The organism is Leeia aquatica (assembly GCF_012641365.1).
In the GTDB taxonomy this organism is placed as follows: Bacteria; Pseudomonadota; Gammaproteobacteria; order Burkholderiales; family Leeiaceae; genus Leeia; species Leeia aquatica.
The window spans coordinates 953,554-969,158 of record NZ_JABAIM010000001.1 but is presented as its reverse complement, the minus strand read 5'-3'; the positions used below and the strand labels follow the sequence as shown (position 1 = coordinate 969,158).

Below are 15,605 nucleotides of genomic sequence, written 5' to 3'. Positions count from 1 at the left end.
CAGCGTGCATGCCGAAGGCCCGGACCATTCGTCATGGTTCAAGGGAGCAGGGGTACTCCCTTTGGGTTTGCGTGAACCGCCCCAGCGGATGGCGACGGTTCACTGATCTTGCGAAGGGATTACTCGTCTGTCAGTTTGCGGGTTTCGGCTTCGAATGCTTGCAAGCTCGGGAACACCCGCTTCAGCACCGTGATCTGGCCGGCTGCCACCTTGAACTCCGTGGACAGGGTATCACCGTCACGGCGGATCAGCTGAGCCTTGACCAAACGCTCCATTCTGTCTGCTTGGTAATTGGACTCCATCGCCTTGAGCAGGGCTTCGGACACACTGCCCTTGCCTTCAATGAGCAGCTTGTTCTGGATGGCGGCCCAGTTGAAGCCGCCAATGTCGGCATCGGTCAGCCCCTTCAGGGTGACACTCAGATCACCTTGCATGCTGCGGTTCGCCGCCGTTTTCATGACAAATTTGTCGATGCTGATGGTCGGGTCATGCTTGGCGATGGTGGTCCAGTTGGCAATCATCACTGCACCCATGCCAAAGGCCGCAGAACCCAACTGCTTCTCCATGTCCTGGTAATTACCATTCAGGCTCTGCCGGAGCAGATTACGGTACATGACCACCATGCTATCCGTCAGTCCGCGCAAGGATTCAGCATGGATATGTTTCAGGCTGAAACCGAACTCCAGACTGCGGATCGGATCCTTGCCCAGTGCCAGACCATCCGCATTACCCTGAATGTCGCCCAGCTTGTAGGACACACTTTGATTGTAGAAACCGTCCTTCAGCTCGCCGTTGCCGCTGACCTGGATGTCCTTGATCGCGACCTGCTGCGTTTTCATCTTCACCGGAGGCTCGGCTGGCACGTCGCTGGCGGCGGCTTCTCCAGCGCTAGCCTCACTGGCGGGCATCTCAGTAAACAGTTCCTCGGCGGAATAGTCCGGTTTTTGTTCCGTGAATGACAGGCTGCCCAGGCTGAACTGATGCTGTGCATTGTTGATGTCCAGCTTGCCTTCGGTGGAGCGGATCTCGCCTTCCAGCACCATGTCTTTCAGCGCACCCCCGGTTTTTTTGTCTTTGCCGGTAAAGGATAATTGCGGCAGGGCAAAGCGGTAGCGGATGTGGCTCAGTGCGGAGTCAAAATCCAGCGTGTGGGTGGTGGCAGCAGAGACAAACTGCTCGCCATTGTCTTCGAAGCGAACCTCACCTTGTTTGAAGAAGGCATGGCGGGTGTTGTCGAGGCCGACATGGTAACCCACCGCCAGCAGATTCTTGTGCTGCTCCAGCCAGGCTTTGGATTTGGCATCCAGTTTGGCCAGTATCTTGGGGTCCACCTCAAAATCCACGGCATACCAGCCCAGCTTCCAGCCATTCGCTGTCTTCAGCAGGGGGCCATTGTGGATGTGCTGCAGGATGGTCAGCTTGTCCGGGGTGCCCGGAATGGTCAGGTCAAACTGCGCTTCAGAATTGAACACGCCCTTGTGGTACTGGGCATTCTTCAGCTGCAGCTTCTGGTCCAGCCACCCCTCACCGATCTCCTTGTTGAACCAGTCGTAGGCGGCACGCAGGTCGGTTTCTGCCTTGTGCGCGGCATAGAAGGTGGTGCCGCCTGCGGCGACAGCCAGCACGCCGACAGTGATCAGGCTGAGTTTAAGTTTGTTCATCAAGGGTCCAATGAAAAGACGGATCAGGGTAGAAGGTACGTGTGTCGCTACGACATATTACTGACTATTAAGGCTCATTTGCTGTTGCAGACTCTGCTCACGTGCTACCAGTTCCTGAATCGTGTGAAGATGTTGCTGATATTGATTCAGGCTGGACGGATTGTTGAACGTTAACTGACCGCCTTGCAAGGTCCAATGCTTGGGATGTTGCCGGAGCAGCTCCATCACGCTACGCATTTCCACCACAATCTTGGCTTCCAGCGTCCAGGTTTCATCGCTGGCGCTGCGGTTCTTGCGTAAACCGGCATCAAAGCTGTTCAAGTCGGTCGCACCGACGCCTTTGGCGGCCAGCTGGTCGTGGGCATGATCCAGCAGATCCTTGCTTTTCAAGCGATAGCGCTCGACAACGGCTGCCGCCTTGTCCAGGCGCGCCAAAGACTGGCTCAGGTCGGTGTCGGCTTGCAGGTTGCTGGCATCCAGCAGCGTGTCCAGCTGCAGGGCTGCAATTTCCTGGTTATAGCCGTTACGCACGTCGATCACCTGATTGATGATCTGTCGCATGGCCAATTCGGTGCGCCCGGTCTGGCCAGTGGCTTGGGTGGTTTCGTCCAGCTTCTGGACGACGACCTGGCCCGAATTGGCCTGATCCATTTGCTGCTGCGCGCGCTGCATGTCTTGCATCAGGCGCTGCTCGGCTTGTCGCCGTTCTTGCTGTTTGTGGTAGCTGTAGTAGCCGGAGCCCCCTGCGCTGACCACGGCAACCAGCACCACCGCGAGCCACTTACTGTTTCCTGACATGACGTGTTCCTGTCTTGCTGTGCATGCCAAGCACGGCTGCATGCATTTGATTCAAATGGACTATTCTAAATGAATATTGGGGATTTGTTGAGTGGGCAGCAGGGCACGTTGCCGCGTTCTACCTGACCTGGCAACTGTCCAGCCATACAGGGTGGCGGAAGCCGCGATGGGCTTGATCCGCATCAGCCTCTCGGCAGCGGGCTCTTGTGCCTGGCAGCAAAATCGGCAAGAATGGCAGCCATTCATTGAATTCGACAGGGTGTGCCTGAATCATGGTGTTGTTCTCCGGCAAGGCGTGGCGGATGTGGCGATGGCGTCGCGGTTAAGCGATTCCTTTTAGCCCTCTTTTTGCCCCCATTTTGTCTGGAGTAGATACCCATGTTGTCCCGTGACGCATTCCAAGCGCTCGCCCGCCAAGGCTATAACCGCATTCCGGTCACCGTAGAACTGCTAGCCGACCTCGATACCCCGCTTTCCGTTTACCTCAAGCTGGCCAACAAGCCGTTTTCCTACCTGCTGGAGTCGGTGGTAGGCGGCGAACGGTTTGGTCGTTATTCTTTCATTGGCCTGCCATGCGAAACCCGGCTGGAAGTACGCGGCCAGCAGGTGCAGGTGCGGCGTGGTGTGGACGTGATCGAATCGCATGAAGGCGACCCGCTCGACTTCATCCAGAGCTATCAAGCCCGCTTCAAACCCGCACCTCTGCCGGAGCTACCCCGCTTCAACGGCGGGCTGGTAGGGTACTTTGGCTACGAAACTATCCGCTACTGCGAAAAGCGGCTGGCCAATGTCGACAAGCCCGGCCACTTGGGTACGCCGGACATCCTGCTGCTGCAAAGCGAGCAGCTGGCGGTGGTGGATAACCTCACCGGCAAGTTGCATCTGGTGGTGTATGCCGACCCGAATATCCCTAACAGCTACGATATGGCGCTGGTGCGCCTCACCGAGCTGTGCCTGCAATTGCGGGAAACCGGCAAGCTGCCGCTGCAACCGGCCACCAGCGTGCAGGCTGCGGTGTCCGAGTTTGGTGAGGCCCCGTTCAAGCAGGCGGTGGACGCTGCCAAACGCTACATTTTTGATGGCGACGCCATGCAGGTGGTACTCAGCCAGCGCATGCGCATGCCGTTTGCCGAAAACCCGCTCAGCCTCTACCGCGCCCTGCGCTCGGTGAACCCCTCGCCCTATATGTTCTACTACGATATGGGCGACTTCCACATCGTGGGTGCCTCACCGGAGATTCTGGTGCGCCGTGAAGGCGACAATGTGCTGGTACGGCCGATTGCCGGCACCCGCCCACGCGGCGCCAATCATGATGAAGATGTGCAGCTGGAGCAGGAACTGCTGGCCGACCCGAAGGAATGCGCCGAACACCTGATGCTGATCGACCTGGGTCGCAACGACGTGGGCCGCATTGCCGATACTGGCAGCGTGAAACTGACCGACAAGATGGTGATCGAGCGTTACTCCCACGTGATGCACATCGTCTCCAGCGTGGAAGGCACACTCAAGCCCGGTGTAGGCAATATGGACGTGCTGCGCGCCACCTTTCCGGCGGGTACCGTCTCCGGCGCGCCGAAAGTGCGCGCGCTGGAAATCATCAATGAGCTGGAACCCACTGCACGCGGCATCTACTCCGGCGCGGTGGGCTACCTCGGCTTCTCCGGTGACATGGACCTGGCGATTGCGTTGCGTACCGCCGTGATCAAGGACCAGACCCTCTATGTACAGGCCGGTGCCGGCATCGTTGCCGATTCCGACCCGCAGGCCGAATGGCAAGAAACCCACAACAAGGCCCGCGCCGTGCTGCGTGCCGCCGAAATGGTGCAGCAAGGGCTGGACAAGGAACGGGTGAACCTGTGGGGGCGGGGCTGACGGGGACTCACCGTGTGGCTCAGCATTCCACACGGATGAGTTCATCCGCCGCTTTGGGTCGACCATTTAAATATATTGCGAACAATATCGATATGAAAATCTTTGTCATTGCGATGTCACTGGGCCTTGCCGTCCCTGCCGTGTGGGCCGCGGATTATGGCGGGTATAAAGGCGTGGGTGGGATGACGGCGTACAATATCCCCGACAATGTCTATGAGTACCACTACGATAAAGGATTCACGGGCGTCGACGCCATGGGGTGGGACCCGAACTTGCAGTATGCCTGGTCACGTATCGGGGCTGCCAAAACATGCGGTATTGCATTTGATGAACGCAAGGTTCTTGCTGCACTGGATACCCGTTACCCTCAAGGGGAGGTTATTCATAAAATGATAGGCATTGATTTTGCCTACCTGCACAGCAAGCACAACCCCAAGTTTTGTACTGAAGAACGGGTTCTGGAGTTAAAAGAGATGCTGCCCCTGTTTGAAGCTGGCCAATTCCCGAGCAAGTTCTAACCTTCAGCTCAGCGGGGCTCAGACACAGTGGATGTGAGGTGGTCAGTGCGCCTGATCACTTCGCGGAGTGCGGAAAGCGCCGCAAGTGCTACGCTTGGCCGTGCGGGTGCGAGGGTCATCAGGGGAGTGTATCTCCACCGTCAGCTTACGCCATCTCCTCCCCAAACATCATCCGATGCCCGTCAGGGGTGACCACCATCATTTCACGGATGCCCCACGGTTTGGTTTCCGGTATGTGTAGCGGGGTCAGGCCGCGCTGGCTGAATTCCTGGTGCAGGTCGTCAATATCCGTCACCTGCACGTAGGCGATGTAGTTGTGGTCGCCCAGGGTGCTGGCGGGCGGGGTGTCCGGGCAATGGCCGATCATCAGGCGGCAGCTGCCGCGTGAGAGGAAGCTCCAGCCTCCGGTTGCAAAGTCCTCCACAAATCCCAAGCGGTCGCGATAGAACGTCACCGAGCGCTCAAGGTCCTGCACGGCCAATACAATGCGGCTGGCGATCATGTCTGCCATGGATAAACTCCTGTCAAGGATCGGACTTTGTCTGTTGGTTGTGACCGCTGGCGGCAAGCTGTGGACTGGGCCGATTGGCTGCACCAGCGATTGGGGGAATGTAGCACAGGCAATTTGATATTTTCAATAACGGTTATCATTCTCAATATAGAAGCAATATTCATTACCACTCGCGGTGATGCGCCTCATGCGGTGAGGCTTCCAGATACACGGCTACCCCGCCGGGCAATGCAGGGTATGCCGAATGTTCAGCAGCCGGTAGAGTGGGATTACGCAGTGTGGCAACACTTTGCTCTGGATGGCAGGCATACCAATCCATCCTTCCAGGTCCCCACCATTAACCATGACTGCTGTAGCCCGCGATGGCACCGCGCCTGAGCTGCGGGGGGCTTAGTCAGGTGGGGGAGGTGCATGGAGGGGCGGGTTGAGCAGCTTGCACAGCATGCTTTTTTTGGCGGTATCGCGCCGATAGGGGATGTACTGGTCTTTCTCATCCAGCAGAGCCAGCCAGGTGCTCAGAAAGGCAGGGTCTTGCCGCAGTGAGGTACGCTGGGCGTTCCACCTGGCCTGACACTCACCCAGCGCCAGAAGAATGGCATTGCGACGCTGCCAGCAAGGGCGGCAGAGCAGGCGGTCCTGGTCAATGCTGGCTTTTTTGACTTCATAGGTATAGCGCTGATCTGCTGCGGTAAACACACAGGCCACTTTGCAGCGCCAGCATGTGTACGGTCGGTCGGTATAGTGCCGGGTCCCGGCGGCGGAGACCAAGCGCTGGCTGGCCTCACACCAGTTGGCAGGTACCGTGGAGAGAGGCTTGGTGCGTGGCATGCCGGACATGTTGCAGCAGGGCAAGCCAGCTGACAAGCCTGCCGCATGCACAATTATTTGATCTAACCCCGATGCCTCCCGCGCGATTCCGGCTATGCTGTCTTGAGATTGTCATGACATTGTGGCAGGGGGGATCGTGATGGACAGCAAAGTCAAACGCAGTAGCCGTGCGGGTCGCAATCGGCCGGTATCCGGCGGAGATACCGCCCCGGTGGCACAGCCAGAGCAGCTGGAGAACTGGGTGGCGGGCAATGCCGCTGCGGCAGCCCGGCAATCCTTGCTGGAGGTGGCCGCAGACCTGCTGGAAGATGAGCAGACGCCTGTGCATGAGCGGGCACAGGCGCTGCGTGCACTGGTGGAAGGTGCTGCTGAGGACGACCGGCGCGTACTGCGCCGCCTGCTGATGGGGGACGACCAAGGCCGCGACAAGAAATCCGGTCGCAATCCGGATCTGGAGCTGGCGGAGGACTGGCGCGATGGCGGCTACCCCTACCGTAACCTGCTGCGCCGCAGTAGCTATGAGAAGGAAAAATTCCGCCTGCAGGTGGAGCTGCTCAAGCTGCAGGCCTGGGTGAAAGAAACCGGGCAACGGGTGGTGATCCTGTTTGAAGGGCGCGACGCCGCTGGCAAGGGCGGTACCATCAAGCGCTTCATGGAACACCTTAACCCGCGTGGTGCGCGGGTGGTGGCGCTGGAAAAGCCCAGCGATGCCGAACAGGGGCAATGGTATTTCCAGCGCTACATCCAGCATCTGCCCACGCGGGGCGAAATCGTGATGTTTGACCGCAGCTGGTATAACCGGGCGGGTGTGGAGCGGGTGATGGGCTTTTGCTCCCCGGCGGAGTACAACGAATTCATGCGGCAAGTGCCGGAGTTCGAGCGCCATCTGGCCCGCAGCGGGGTCTACCTGATCAAATTCTGGTTCAGCGTCAGCCGCGCCGAACAGCGCCGCCGCTTCAAGGAGCGCGAGGTTCACCCACTGAAGCAGTGGAAGCTGAGCCCGATCGACCTCGCCTCGCTGGACAAGTGGGACGACTACACCCGCGCCAAGGAAGCCATGTTCTTCGAGACCGATACCGCAGATTCCCCCTGGACGGTGATCAAGAGCGACTGCAAGAAGCGCGCACGCCTGAACGCCATGCGCTATGTGTTGCACAAACTGCCGTACAACACCAAGACGGTAGAGGCAGTCGGCAAACTCGATCCCCTCATCGTCGGCCGCGCCCACGTGGTGTACGAGCGTGGTGAAAAGCCAGGGGCGATTTTGTAGGGGGCTGTACCGTCTGCTGAAAAGGCCGCTTGACCGAGGCGGCCTTTTTCATGGTGCCTTACATCCGGTGGGCGTACATCCTTGTGTATGACCGTGTGCATCCGTTGCGTCGGCGGTTTGCTGCACGTTGGCTTCCTGCAGCAAATACCCCAGCTGCGCGCCCAGTTGCAGGTCGTCCAGATGGCCGAAGTGGTGCAGGCGCAGACGGCCCTGGCGGTCGATCAGCAGGGTGGAGGGGGTGCCTTGCAGGTGCAGGGCCTGCATGCTGAGCGGGATCGGGCCGTGCGGGTTGGGCTGGTCCACGGCGACGGGCCAGTCGATCCGGTATTCGTGCAGGAAGGCAGACAGCGCGTCGGGCTGCATGGCGGCGTGGTGTTCAAACACGCTGTGCAGGCCGATCACCGCGACTTGATCCGCCGGGAACAACCGCCGCACCTGTTTGGCCTGTGGAATGCCGTGGCTGACACAGGCCGGGCACAGCATCTGGAAGACATGCAGCAAAATCACACGGCCATGCAAGTCGGCCAGGGTGAGCGGGGTGGTGTTGAACCATTGCTGTACCTGCAGAGGGGGTAGCATCGGGTGGAAGGAGGGCATGGCGAGTCTCCGGTGGTGGCCCGCCGCAGCGGGCCGGGATGTTTATTGATCGACCTTGCCGGGCAGGCTGAGGTTGCCCGAGGCCACTTTGAACACATTGCTCACACACAGCAGCGGCGCGTGAATGCTCTCGTTCACCCGCAAGGCAGCCGTTACGCCATCGTAGCTGGCTTGCTTGACCGCGCCGATGTTCTCAAAGGGCACGCGTACCTCGACGGTATCGCCCTTGAACTGCGGGCTCCAGCCGGGGCTGTCGATCAGCAGCGGCAGGCCGGGCCAGGTTTTCGGCAGCGGGGGGCGGCTACCCTCGGGAATGTCGACCACCTTCAGCGTATCCTTGCCGCAAGCGGCATCCGGCGCCAGTACCACCCAGTGTGAATGCCAGCGTGCGCCGTCGTTGGCGGGGTCGCCATCGGCGTTTTCATCAAACAGCGGGGTGTCGTCGAAGTCCGGATGATGGGTGACGGCAAAAGCCAGCACCCCGCTCTGGGTGGCAAAACCCACGGTTGCGGGGTCAAGGCTGGTGGGCCAAACATAGGAGAAGACGGTGCTGCCTGCCAGCTTGCCGGTGGCACTGGGTGTCTGGCTGCCGGGGCTGCCCTGGGTCATCATGTGGAACACCAGCTGATTGCCTTCACTGCGGATGCGGGTGTGGACGATGTCGAATGCAGGCGCTACCGAGCTTTGAGGGGCGGTATGGATGCCGCCATCGTGCGCCTGGCTAGCCAGGCTGAACAGGGCAGCGGTCAAGGTGGATAGCATCAATTTGGCTTTCATGTTTTTCTCCTTAATATTAGGAATCCTAAATAAATTAATACAACAAAAACACAGCGCACTTCAGGGAAAACCTCCATCAACGTGATTCGAACTCGGGGCAATCCAGCCGTAGCAGCGCGGCGGGCAAAGGGGCATCCACCAGGGCACAGTGGTGGGGGGCGACCGGATCGGCGTGCCGTTGCGCCTGAAAATGACGGCAAGCGATGCAGGCGCGCAATTCAGGAAAGCGCTCGGCCTGCTGCAGCTGGCGAATCAGCGCCAGCAGGCTGTCATACAGGGCTTCCTGCTGGCCCGGCGGCAATCGGCTCAGTGCGGCTTCGGCAAACTGGCTGGCTTCCGGAATATGCCCGGCCAGATCGTGGCCTGCCGGGGTCAACCGCAGCGCAATGGCGCGGCCATCATCCACCGCACGGGTTTTTTCCAGCCAGCCTTTGCTGACCAGCGAGGAGGCCGAATCACTGGCGCTGGCTGCGGTTACGCCCAGTTGCTCCGCCAGCCAGTTCAGCCGCATGCCCTCCGGGCGAGGCGAGAGCAGTTGCAGGATGTCCAGCTGGGTCGGGTTCAGCCCGGCGCGGCTGGCAAATTGCCACTCACCTGCCCGTAGCACGCTGGCAATGCGGGACAGCGCACTGAGGGTGCGTGCGCTGAGCGGGGGCGTATCCTGCCAAGGCTGTTCAGGTTTCATGCTGGCATCTTAGCCGCCGTCAATTCATTTGTAAAGGAGTCCTTATTAATTGTTGGATTCGTTATGTAGTGTGGTATATTGCGGTTAATCAATCAGTTGGCAGGGAGCCGAAGGATGTTGCGGAAATCAGTATGGGTACTGGCCTTGTTATGCCCGCTGGCCCAAGCCGGGGAGCTGACGGTGTCGGCCGCATCCAGCCTTAGTGAGGCATTCAAGGAAGTCGCCACCGCCTACGAGGCACGCACCCCTGGTGACAAGGTGTTGCTCAACTTTGCGGCGTCAGGTGCCTTGCTGCAGCAGATGGCCAAGGGCGCGCCGGTAGACGTATTTGCCTCGGCGGATGAGCAGACCATGCAGCTGGCCATCAGCCAGGGGCTGGTCAAGGCGGGTGCAGCCAAGGATTTTGCCGGCAATTTACTGGTGCTGGTGGTGCCGCCTGCGGCCAAGGTCATGCCGAAGCAGCTGACAGACCTGAACGGGGCCACCATTCAGAAACTGGCGCTGGGCAATCCGGACAGCGTACCCGCCGGGCGCTATGCCCAGCAGGCACTGCAGCAGGCCAATTTGTGGTCCATACTGCAGCCACGGCTGATCCCGGCGCAGAATGTACGACAGGCGCTGGATTATGTGGCGCGCGGCGAGGTGGATGCCGGGTTTGTCTACCAGACCGACGCGCTGCAATTCAAGGACAAGGTGAAGGTGGCGTTTACCGTGCCGCTGGCGAAGCCGGTGCGTTACCCGCTGGCGGCACTGGCCGCCAGTACCCATCCGGCAGAGGCACAGCGCTTTGTCCGCTTTGTCCTGTCCGCCGAGGGGCAGGCCATTCTGCGCCGTCACGGTTTCCAGCAGCCCTGAGCGACCATGAGCGAGGCCTGGACACCGCTACTGCTGTCGCTGAAGGTGGCCAGTTGGGCCACGCTGCTGGCCTTGCTGAGCGGCGGGCTGGCCGGTTTCCTGCTGGCGCGCTGCCGCTTCCCGGGGCGCGAACTGCTGGATAGCCTGCTGACCTTGCCGATGGTGCTGCCCCCCACCGTGCTGGGCTACTACCTGCTGGTGCTGCTGGGGCGGCAGAGTGTATTCGGCCAGTGGCTGGAACACAGCCTTGGCATCCGCTTGGTCTTCAGCTGGCAGGGGGCCGCGGTGGCGGCGGCAGTGGTGGCTTTTCCGCTGGTACTCAAGCCGGCCCGTGCCGCGTTTGAAGCCGTGGACGTACAGCTGGAGCAGGCGGCGCGGGTACTGGGCTTGTCGCCTTGGGCGGTGTTCTGGCGGGTAACCCTGCCGCTGGCCTGGCGCGGTTTGCTGGCCGGTGTGCTGCTGGCCTTTGCCCGAGCCATGGGCGAGTTTGGCGCCACTTTGATGCTGGCGGGCAGCATTCCTGGCCGCACCCAGACCCTGGCCACGGCGGTGCACGATGCGGTGCAGGCCGGGCAAGACGGGCTGGCGCAAACCTTGGTACTGATCACCTCGGTGGTCTGTATCGTGGTCCTGCTGCTGGCCGGCTGGCTGGCCCCCGGCCAAGGACGGCGAACATGACGGCACCCCAACTGACCTTTGCGTTTCGCCACGTCTTGCAATCCGCTGGACGACACTTTGCGCTGGATATTGCGTTTACCACCGCCCGGCAACGGCTGGTGGTGTTTGGCCCCTCTGGTTCCGGCAAGAGTCAAACCCTGCGCTTGCTGGCGGGTCTGGTCACCCCGCAGCAGGGGCGGATACGACTGGCCGGTCGTGACTGGCTGGATACCGAGCGTGGCCTCAATCTGCCTCCCGAGCAGCGGCGCGCCGGGCTCCTGTTTCAGGACTATGCGCTGTTTCCTCACCTGACGGTGCGGCAGAACATCGCCTTTGGGCTGACCCGGGGCTGGCGCAATCCCAGCCCAGAGGCAGGCGGGCGCGAGGTGGACGACTGGTTGCAGGCTTTTGAATTGGATGAGGTGGCACGGCAGCGTCCGGCAGATCTCTCCGGTGGGCAACGGCAGCGGGTGGCGCTGGCACGCACGCTGGCGGCACGCCCCAGCGTACTGCTGCTGGATGAACCGTTTGCAGCGCTGGATACCTTGTTGCGGCAAAAGATGCGTGATGAGCTGGACCGTTGGCAGCAGCAACTGCAGTTGCCGATGGTGCTGATCAGCCACGACCCGGAAGACGTGGAACGCTTTGCCGATGCCCGGCTGGTGTTGCAGCAAGGTCAGGTGGCGGAGGGCAGTGATGCAAGCTGAGGCGGGAGAGTGGGATGTGCAGGGCAGCATCTGGCTGCAGAGTGGCGCGCAGAAGCTGGGTAGCAGCCTGCATATGGCGCTGCTGGCGCAGCTGGATGACTGTGGCTCCATCACCAAGGCGGCACAGACGGTTGGGCTCAGTTACAAGGCGGCGTGGGAGGCTATCAACCATATGAACAGCCTGGCGGAGACGCCACTGGTTGAACGGCTGGCGGGGGGCAAGGGCGGCGGGGGGACCCGGCTGACCCCACGCGGACAGCAACTGGTGGCCAACTTCCGCCGCATCGAGCAGGAACACCAGCGCTTTCTGGGCCGACTGGCCGGGTTGGCCGATGGCCTGCCGGAGGATTATCAGCTGTTGCGGAGAATGACCATGCGAACCAGCGCGCGAAACCAGTTTGCCGGTACCATCCAGACCCTCCAGCGCGGTGCGGTCAATGATGAGGTGGTGCTGGATGTGGCCGATGGTTTTCAGCTGGTGGCCACCATTACCCGCGATAGCAGCGAAGCGTTGGCGCTACAGCCCGGCATGACAGCCTTTGCCCTGATCAAGGCCAGCTCGGTGCTGCTGGTCAGCGAGGCCGGGCAGGCACGCTTTGCCACCCGCAATGTGCTGCCCGCCACGGTGGCGCAGGTGCGGCCCGGCGCGGTCAACGCCGAAGTCAGCCTGTCGCTGGCCAGTGGCCATACCTTGATCGCCCAGGCCAGCATGGATGCGCTGATCGTGCAGCCAGGCCAGGCGGTCACCGCCTTGTTTCAGGCGTCCAGTGTGATTATCGGGGTACTGGGGTAGGCGGGAACGTTAAACGACCTGACCCGGCAGTCTAGCCTATACTGTGGACATGTTCATGGGAGCCTGACCCGGTGCGTGCTGTCTTGCTCATACTGTTGGGGTTACTGTTTACGCTTGCACGTGCCGAACGCATCACGGCGTGCGGCGGAGAAAATGAGTGGCCGCCTTCTTCCTATTATGACCGGCAGCAGCCGGAACGGGTGGTGGGCTACTCGCCCGATGTCTTGCGTGCCGCCCTCAAGGGCAGTGATTACCAGCTGAATGTGATCCTGCTGCCGTGGGCTCGTTGCCTTGCCTTGGCCAAGAGCGGAGCAGGGGTGCACATTGTGATGGGTGCGACCCGCTCGCTGGAGCGGGAGGCGCAATACGGAATCAGTCAGCCCTATCTGGAGCTTAACCCTCAGGTCTATTATCTGGCGGACCGCTACCCGGCGGGGGCCCGTATTCGCCAGCGGGAGGATCTGGTTGGCGTGAAGGTGTGTGGTCTGCTGGGGTTCAATTACAGCTACCTTGGGCTGGACCCGGCGCAGCTGGATACGGGCGCTACTGATTACGCGTCCCTCATTGCCAAGTTGCGCGCTGGCCGTTGCGAAGTATTCGTCGAAAATACCGAAGTCGTTTCGGGTTTTCGCAAACTGCTGCATGCGGCACTGAGTGACCCGCAGCTGCGCAAAGCATCGTTGCAAGGCTTGCCGACCCTGAGCGCCTCTTTTCTGGTCAGCCGGAATGTGCCGAATGCAGTGGACCTGCTGCAAACGCTGGATCGTGGCATCCAGCGTCTGCGCCAGCAGGGCGAGTTAAAACGTCTGCTTAAACCCCACGTGGAGGCCGAGTAAGGTCGCCTCAGTCACGGGTTTTCAGCAAGTGTCGGCGAACGCGGGCCAGAATGCGCCGCCGGATGAAACCGCTGCCCAGCCGGATCATCACCCAGTACACACTGAACAACAGCCGGCTGCGTCGATCCGGGCAAAACACATGGGTTTCAGTCGTCAGCCTTTGCTGGCCTGGCGTGTCTTGTTCCAGGGCATAAACCATCACCAGGCGCGCGCAGCCCGGTGCCGCTGTGTGACGGAAATCCTCAGGGGATGACAATGGATGCAAGCCAAAATCGTGCCGCCAGAAGCGCCCCACCAGACCAAACGCCAACCCGGTTTCGTTGCGCTCCAGCAAGGTGAAATCCGCCAGACTGAAGTGGGGGCGCTGACGCAAGCCGGATTGCCCCCCAAGGCAAGCCCATAGCCGCGATGGGGCTTCCCGCAGGCGCAGCAGGGTAGGGATGACCCTGTCGTCCTCGACCTCCAGCTGCGTCAGAATATCCAGAATGGCCGCCGGATCACCTGCCATGGACACGGAATGTCGCTCCCTGAAATGCGACACGGGCAACCATCTCTGGACTAGCGCATGAGCACTCATCATGAGGCTGTATCCTTGACCGGGGCGGTGGCAGGGGAAGGGGGCCGTATCCGCTGCTCATCCCTTGCAATACAAGCGCAGCCACCCCCGGCGGAATGCTACCACGGTGCCCAGGCCATGAATCAGCAGGTTGAGCAGTAGAAAACAGAAAGACCCATCCAGCGGCATGGCCGGCCACAGCATCGCCAACCCGGCACTGAGCCCCAGGGTCAGCGGGCTGAGCAGCGCCATCACGACGACGATCACCACCTTGTAAATGGAGTCATCATAATCCAGCCTGCACTGACAGCCAGGACACTGCAAACGGGTCAGCCAAGCAATCCGTACCGGAGTATGACAACGTGGGCAGGGACTCTTAATCAGCATTCCGATTCCGCAACTTGCGTCAGCGAAGGTCATCCAGCGCTAAGGGGCAGCTGGCTTGGGTTCTGACCTGGAAGGGTGGGTTAGGTTCCGGAGGGCATGCCGCTCACACGTTGCAGTGCTTGATGTCGCTAGCTTGCCCTTTGCGCTTGATTCGGCCTACCTCACTGGGTGCAGAGGGTGGCTATGAGCGTGAGGAGAGCGGTTTGAAATAAACCCGTATCGCGTGCCCTTGGTGCTGCACGGTGTCCAGCAGGGTCCAGTGGCAGCGCAGCATCAAGCTGTCGGTGGTGGCGGTAGCGCAGTAGAGTTGCGGGTAGCCCATCTGGCGTGCCGCGTCTTCCAGTCCGGTAATCAGGGCTGCGCCAATACCGCCTCGTCGTAATGGGGGCGGTACGTAGGCGGCACCCAGCCACGGTCCCAATTCCGGATGGCTGGGGAAGGTTTCCGTTTTCAGCGCGGCGAAGCCGCAAGGCTGATCATCTTGCAATGCCAGCAGTCCGTAGGGGGCGGTGTTTGCAGGCTGGGCGTAACGCGCTACATCGGCTGGTGCATCGCCAACCCCACCAGGGCCATAATAGTCTGGCCATTCAGTACTAAACCAGTCGGCCACTACAGCGTGGTACTGTGGATATTGGGCGAGCGGTTCCAGTTTCAATGACATCAAGACTCCACAGGCAGGTTAGGGGGCGATGACACTACCACACAGCTCAAGAAAGCGGCCTTCCAGAAAGCGCGCGGCGACAAGGTGTTCCTCATCCCAGGCCGTGGCATAGGCCAGCTCCACGGTCAGGGCTACGCCCAGTGGCAGTACCGACGCAAATACCAGAGACACATGCGGCCAGACCTGATCTGGCTGCGTGAGCGGGGGCAGGGTTGAGGCCGGGGCGGGCAGCTCGCCAGCCGCAATGGCTTCCACATAGGGCGCGCAGTGCGTGTACAAGGCTTGGGCGATGTACGGCTGCCAGCTGGTGTACTGGCTTTGCATGGTGTGGGCAGTGCGCAAGGCGGCTGGACTGGGCGCACGCCGGTTGCCTGCCAGAATTAGAGGCACCTGCTGCCCGTCCAGCGTAACCGTGCCACGCCACAGGCTGCGCCAGCGGTCTCGCTTGAGCAGGCCCAAGGCAGGATCTTCCAGCGTGGCAGGGGTCAAGCCGAACATGTATACCCTTCTATGTCATGGCATGATGGTTTGCGGTATCAGCCACAGTCTACCGGGCAAGTGCGATGTGGCAAGTGGGCATACGTGCAGGGAGTGTGAAATTTGGCTGTGATTAAGCCTTGTGGTGGGGTGGGGTAT

19 protein-coding genes are annotated in these 15,605 nt (G+C 60.8%); 8 read left to right on the top strand and 11 right to left on the bottom strand.

Going from position 1 to position 15,605, the window contains the following annotated elements; translation table 11 throughout:
• Positions 1-119: 119 nt before the first annotated feature.
• Both HF682_RS05055 and HF682_RS05050 read right to left on the bottom strand, forming a co-directional pair.
• Positions 120-1,661: a DUF945 family protein gene (locus tag HF682_RS05055; protein WP_168876132.1), complete on the bottom strand. Its 1,542-nt coding sequence runs from the start codon at positions 1,659-1,661 to the stop codon at positions 120-122.
• 57 nt (positions 1,662-1,718) lie between these two features.
• A complete protein-coding gene (locus tag HF682_RS05050; RefSeq protein ID WP_168876131.1) occupies positions 1,719-2,459 on the bottom strand; it encodes a hypothetical protein in 741 nt (246 codons plus the stop codon).
• Positions 2,460-2,837: 378 nt separating this feature from the next.
• On the opposite strand from HF682_RS05050, the gene trpE reads away from it, so the two are divergent.
• Both trpE and HF682_RS05040 read left to right on the top strand, forming a co-directional pair.
• Positions 2,838-4,331, top strand: a complete 1,494-nt coding sequence (trpE, locus tag HF682_RS05045) for an anthranilate synthase component I (RefSeq protein ID WP_168876130.1) — start codon at positions 2,838-2,840, stop codon at positions 4,329-4,331.
• Between the two features lie 35 nt (positions 4,332-4,366).
• On the top strand, positions 4,367-4,849 hold the full coding sequence (locus tag HF682_RS05040) for a hypothetical protein (RefSeq protein WP_168876129.1): 483 nt from the start codon (positions 4,367-4,369) through the stop codon (positions 4,847-4,849).
• A gap of 145 nt (positions 4,850-4,994) precedes the next feature.
• On the opposite strand, the gene HF682_RS05035 is transcribed toward HF682_RS05040, so the two are convergent.
• Together HF682_RS05035 and HF682_RS05030 are read right to left on the bottom strand one after the other, a co-directional pair.
• Positions 4,995-5,360 (bottom strand): bleomycin resistance protein, encoded by a 366-nt coding sequence (locus HF682_RS05035; RefSeq protein ID WP_168876128.1) that lies wholly within the window; start codon positions 5,358-5,360, stop codon positions 4,995-4,997.
• Positions 5,361-5,750: 390 nt separating this feature from the next.
• The gene (locus HF682_RS05030; RefSeq protein WP_168876127.1) at positions 5,751-6,188 is read right to left on the bottom strand and encodes a zinc-ribbon domain containing protein; all 438 of its coding nucleotides are present in this window, start codon (positions 6,186-6,188) and stop codon (positions 5,751-5,753) included.
• Positions 6,189-6,324: 136 nt separating this feature from the next.
• Between HF682_RS05030 and ppk2 the strand changes: the two genes are divergently transcribed.
• Positions 6,325-7,458, top strand: a complete 1,134-nt coding sequence (ppk2, locus tag HF682_RS05025; RefSeq protein WP_308418693.1) for a polyphosphate kinase 2 — start codon at positions 6,325-6,327, stop codon at positions 7,456-7,458.
• Between the two features lie 48 nt (positions 7,459-7,506).
• Here ppk2 and HF682_RS05020 read toward each other — a convergent pair whose 3' ends face one another.
• The 3 genes from HF682_RS05020 to HF682_RS05010 all read right to left on the bottom strand — a co-directional run bounded on the left by HF682_RS05020 (position 7,507) and on the right by HF682_RS05010 (position 9,517).
• A complete protein-coding gene (locus HF682_RS05020) occupies positions 7,507-8,055 on the bottom strand; it encodes a thioredoxin domain-containing protein (protein WP_168876126.1) in 549 nt (182 codons plus the stop codon).
• 42 nt (positions 8,056-8,097) lie between these two features.
• Positions 8,098-8,832, bottom strand: a complete 735-nt coding sequence (locus HF682_RS05015) for a hypothetical protein (RefSeq protein ID WP_168876125.1) — start codon at positions 8,830-8,832, stop codon at positions 8,098-8,100.
• A gap of 76 nt (positions 8,833-8,908) precedes the next feature.
• Positions 8,909-9,517: a MarR family winged helix-turn-helix transcriptional regulator gene (locus HF682_RS05010; RefSeq protein WP_168876124.1), complete on the bottom strand. Its 609-nt coding sequence runs from the start codon at positions 9,515-9,517 to the stop codon at positions 8,909-8,911.
• Positions 9,518-9,631: 114 nt separating this feature from the next.
• Between HF682_RS05010 and modA the strand changes: the two genes are divergently transcribed.
• The 5 genes from modA to HF682_RS04985 all read left to right on the top strand — a co-directional run bounded on the left by modA (position 9,632) and on the right by HF682_RS04985 (position 13,365).
• Positions 9,632-10,372 (top strand): molybdate ABC transporter substrate-binding protein, encoded by a 741-nt coding sequence (gene modA, locus HF682_RS05005; RefSeq protein WP_168876123.1) that lies wholly within the window; start codon positions 9,632-9,634, stop codon positions 10,370-10,372.
• 6 nt (positions 10,373-10,378) lie between these two features.
• Entirely contained in the window at positions 10,379-11,050 is a 672-nt protein-coding gene (gene modB, locus HF682_RS05000) for a molybdate ABC transporter permease subunit (RefSeq protein ID WP_168876122.1), read from the top strand.
• Complete coding sequence (locus HF682_RS04995; protein WP_168876121.1) at positions 11,047-11,736, top strand: ABC transporter ATP-binding protein; 690 nt, start codon at positions 11,047-11,049, stop codon at positions 11,734-11,736. The genes modB and HF682_RS04995 overlap by 4 nt, the downstream gene beginning before the upstream one ends.
• The gene (locus HF682_RS04990; RefSeq protein ID WP_168876120.1) at positions 11,726-12,529 is read left to right on the top strand and encodes a TOBE domain-containing protein; all 804 of its coding nucleotides are present in this window, start codon (positions 11,726-11,728) and stop codon (positions 12,527-12,529) included. Before HF682_RS04995 ends, HF682_RS04990 begins: the two co-directional genes overlap by 11 nt.
• A gap of 95 nt (positions 12,530-12,624) precedes the next feature.
• Complete coding sequence (locus HF682_RS04985) at positions 12,625-13,365, top strand: substrate-binding periplasmic protein (RefSeq protein WP_205881904.1); 741 nt, start codon at positions 12,625-12,627, stop codon at positions 13,363-13,365.
• A 7-nt stretch (positions 13,366-13,372) separates the two neighbouring features.
• On the opposite strand, the gene HF682_RS04980 is transcribed toward HF682_RS04985, so the two are convergent.
• The 4 genes from HF682_RS04980 to HF682_RS04965 form a co-directional block, all read right to left on the bottom strand.
• Positions 13,373-13,879, bottom strand: a complete 507-nt coding sequence (locus tag HF682_RS04980) for a hypothetical protein (RefSeq protein ID WP_168876118.1) — start codon at positions 13,877-13,879, stop codon at positions 13,373-13,375.
• Between the two features lie 120 nt (positions 13,880-13,999).
• Positions 14,000-14,308, bottom strand: coding sequence for a hypothetical protein (locus tag HF682_RS04975; protein WP_168876117.1), 309 nt, complete (start codon positions 14,306-14,308; stop codon positions 14,000-14,002).
• 181 nt (positions 14,309-14,489) lie between these two features.
• Positions 14,490-14,969 carry a GNAT family N-acetyltransferase gene (locus HF682_RS04970; protein WP_168876116.1) on the bottom strand — a complete coding sequence of 160 codons (480 nt, stop codon included), beginning with the start codon at positions 14,967-14,969 and terminating at the stop codon, positions 14,490-14,492.
• Between the two features lie 18 nt (positions 14,970-14,987).
• On the bottom strand, positions 14,988-15,467 hold the full coding sequence (locus HF682_RS04965) for a DUF6985 domain-containing protein (RefSeq protein WP_168876115.1): 480 nt from the start codon (positions 15,465-15,467) through the stop codon (positions 14,988-14,990).
• Positions 15,468-15,605 lie beyond the last annotated feature (138 nt).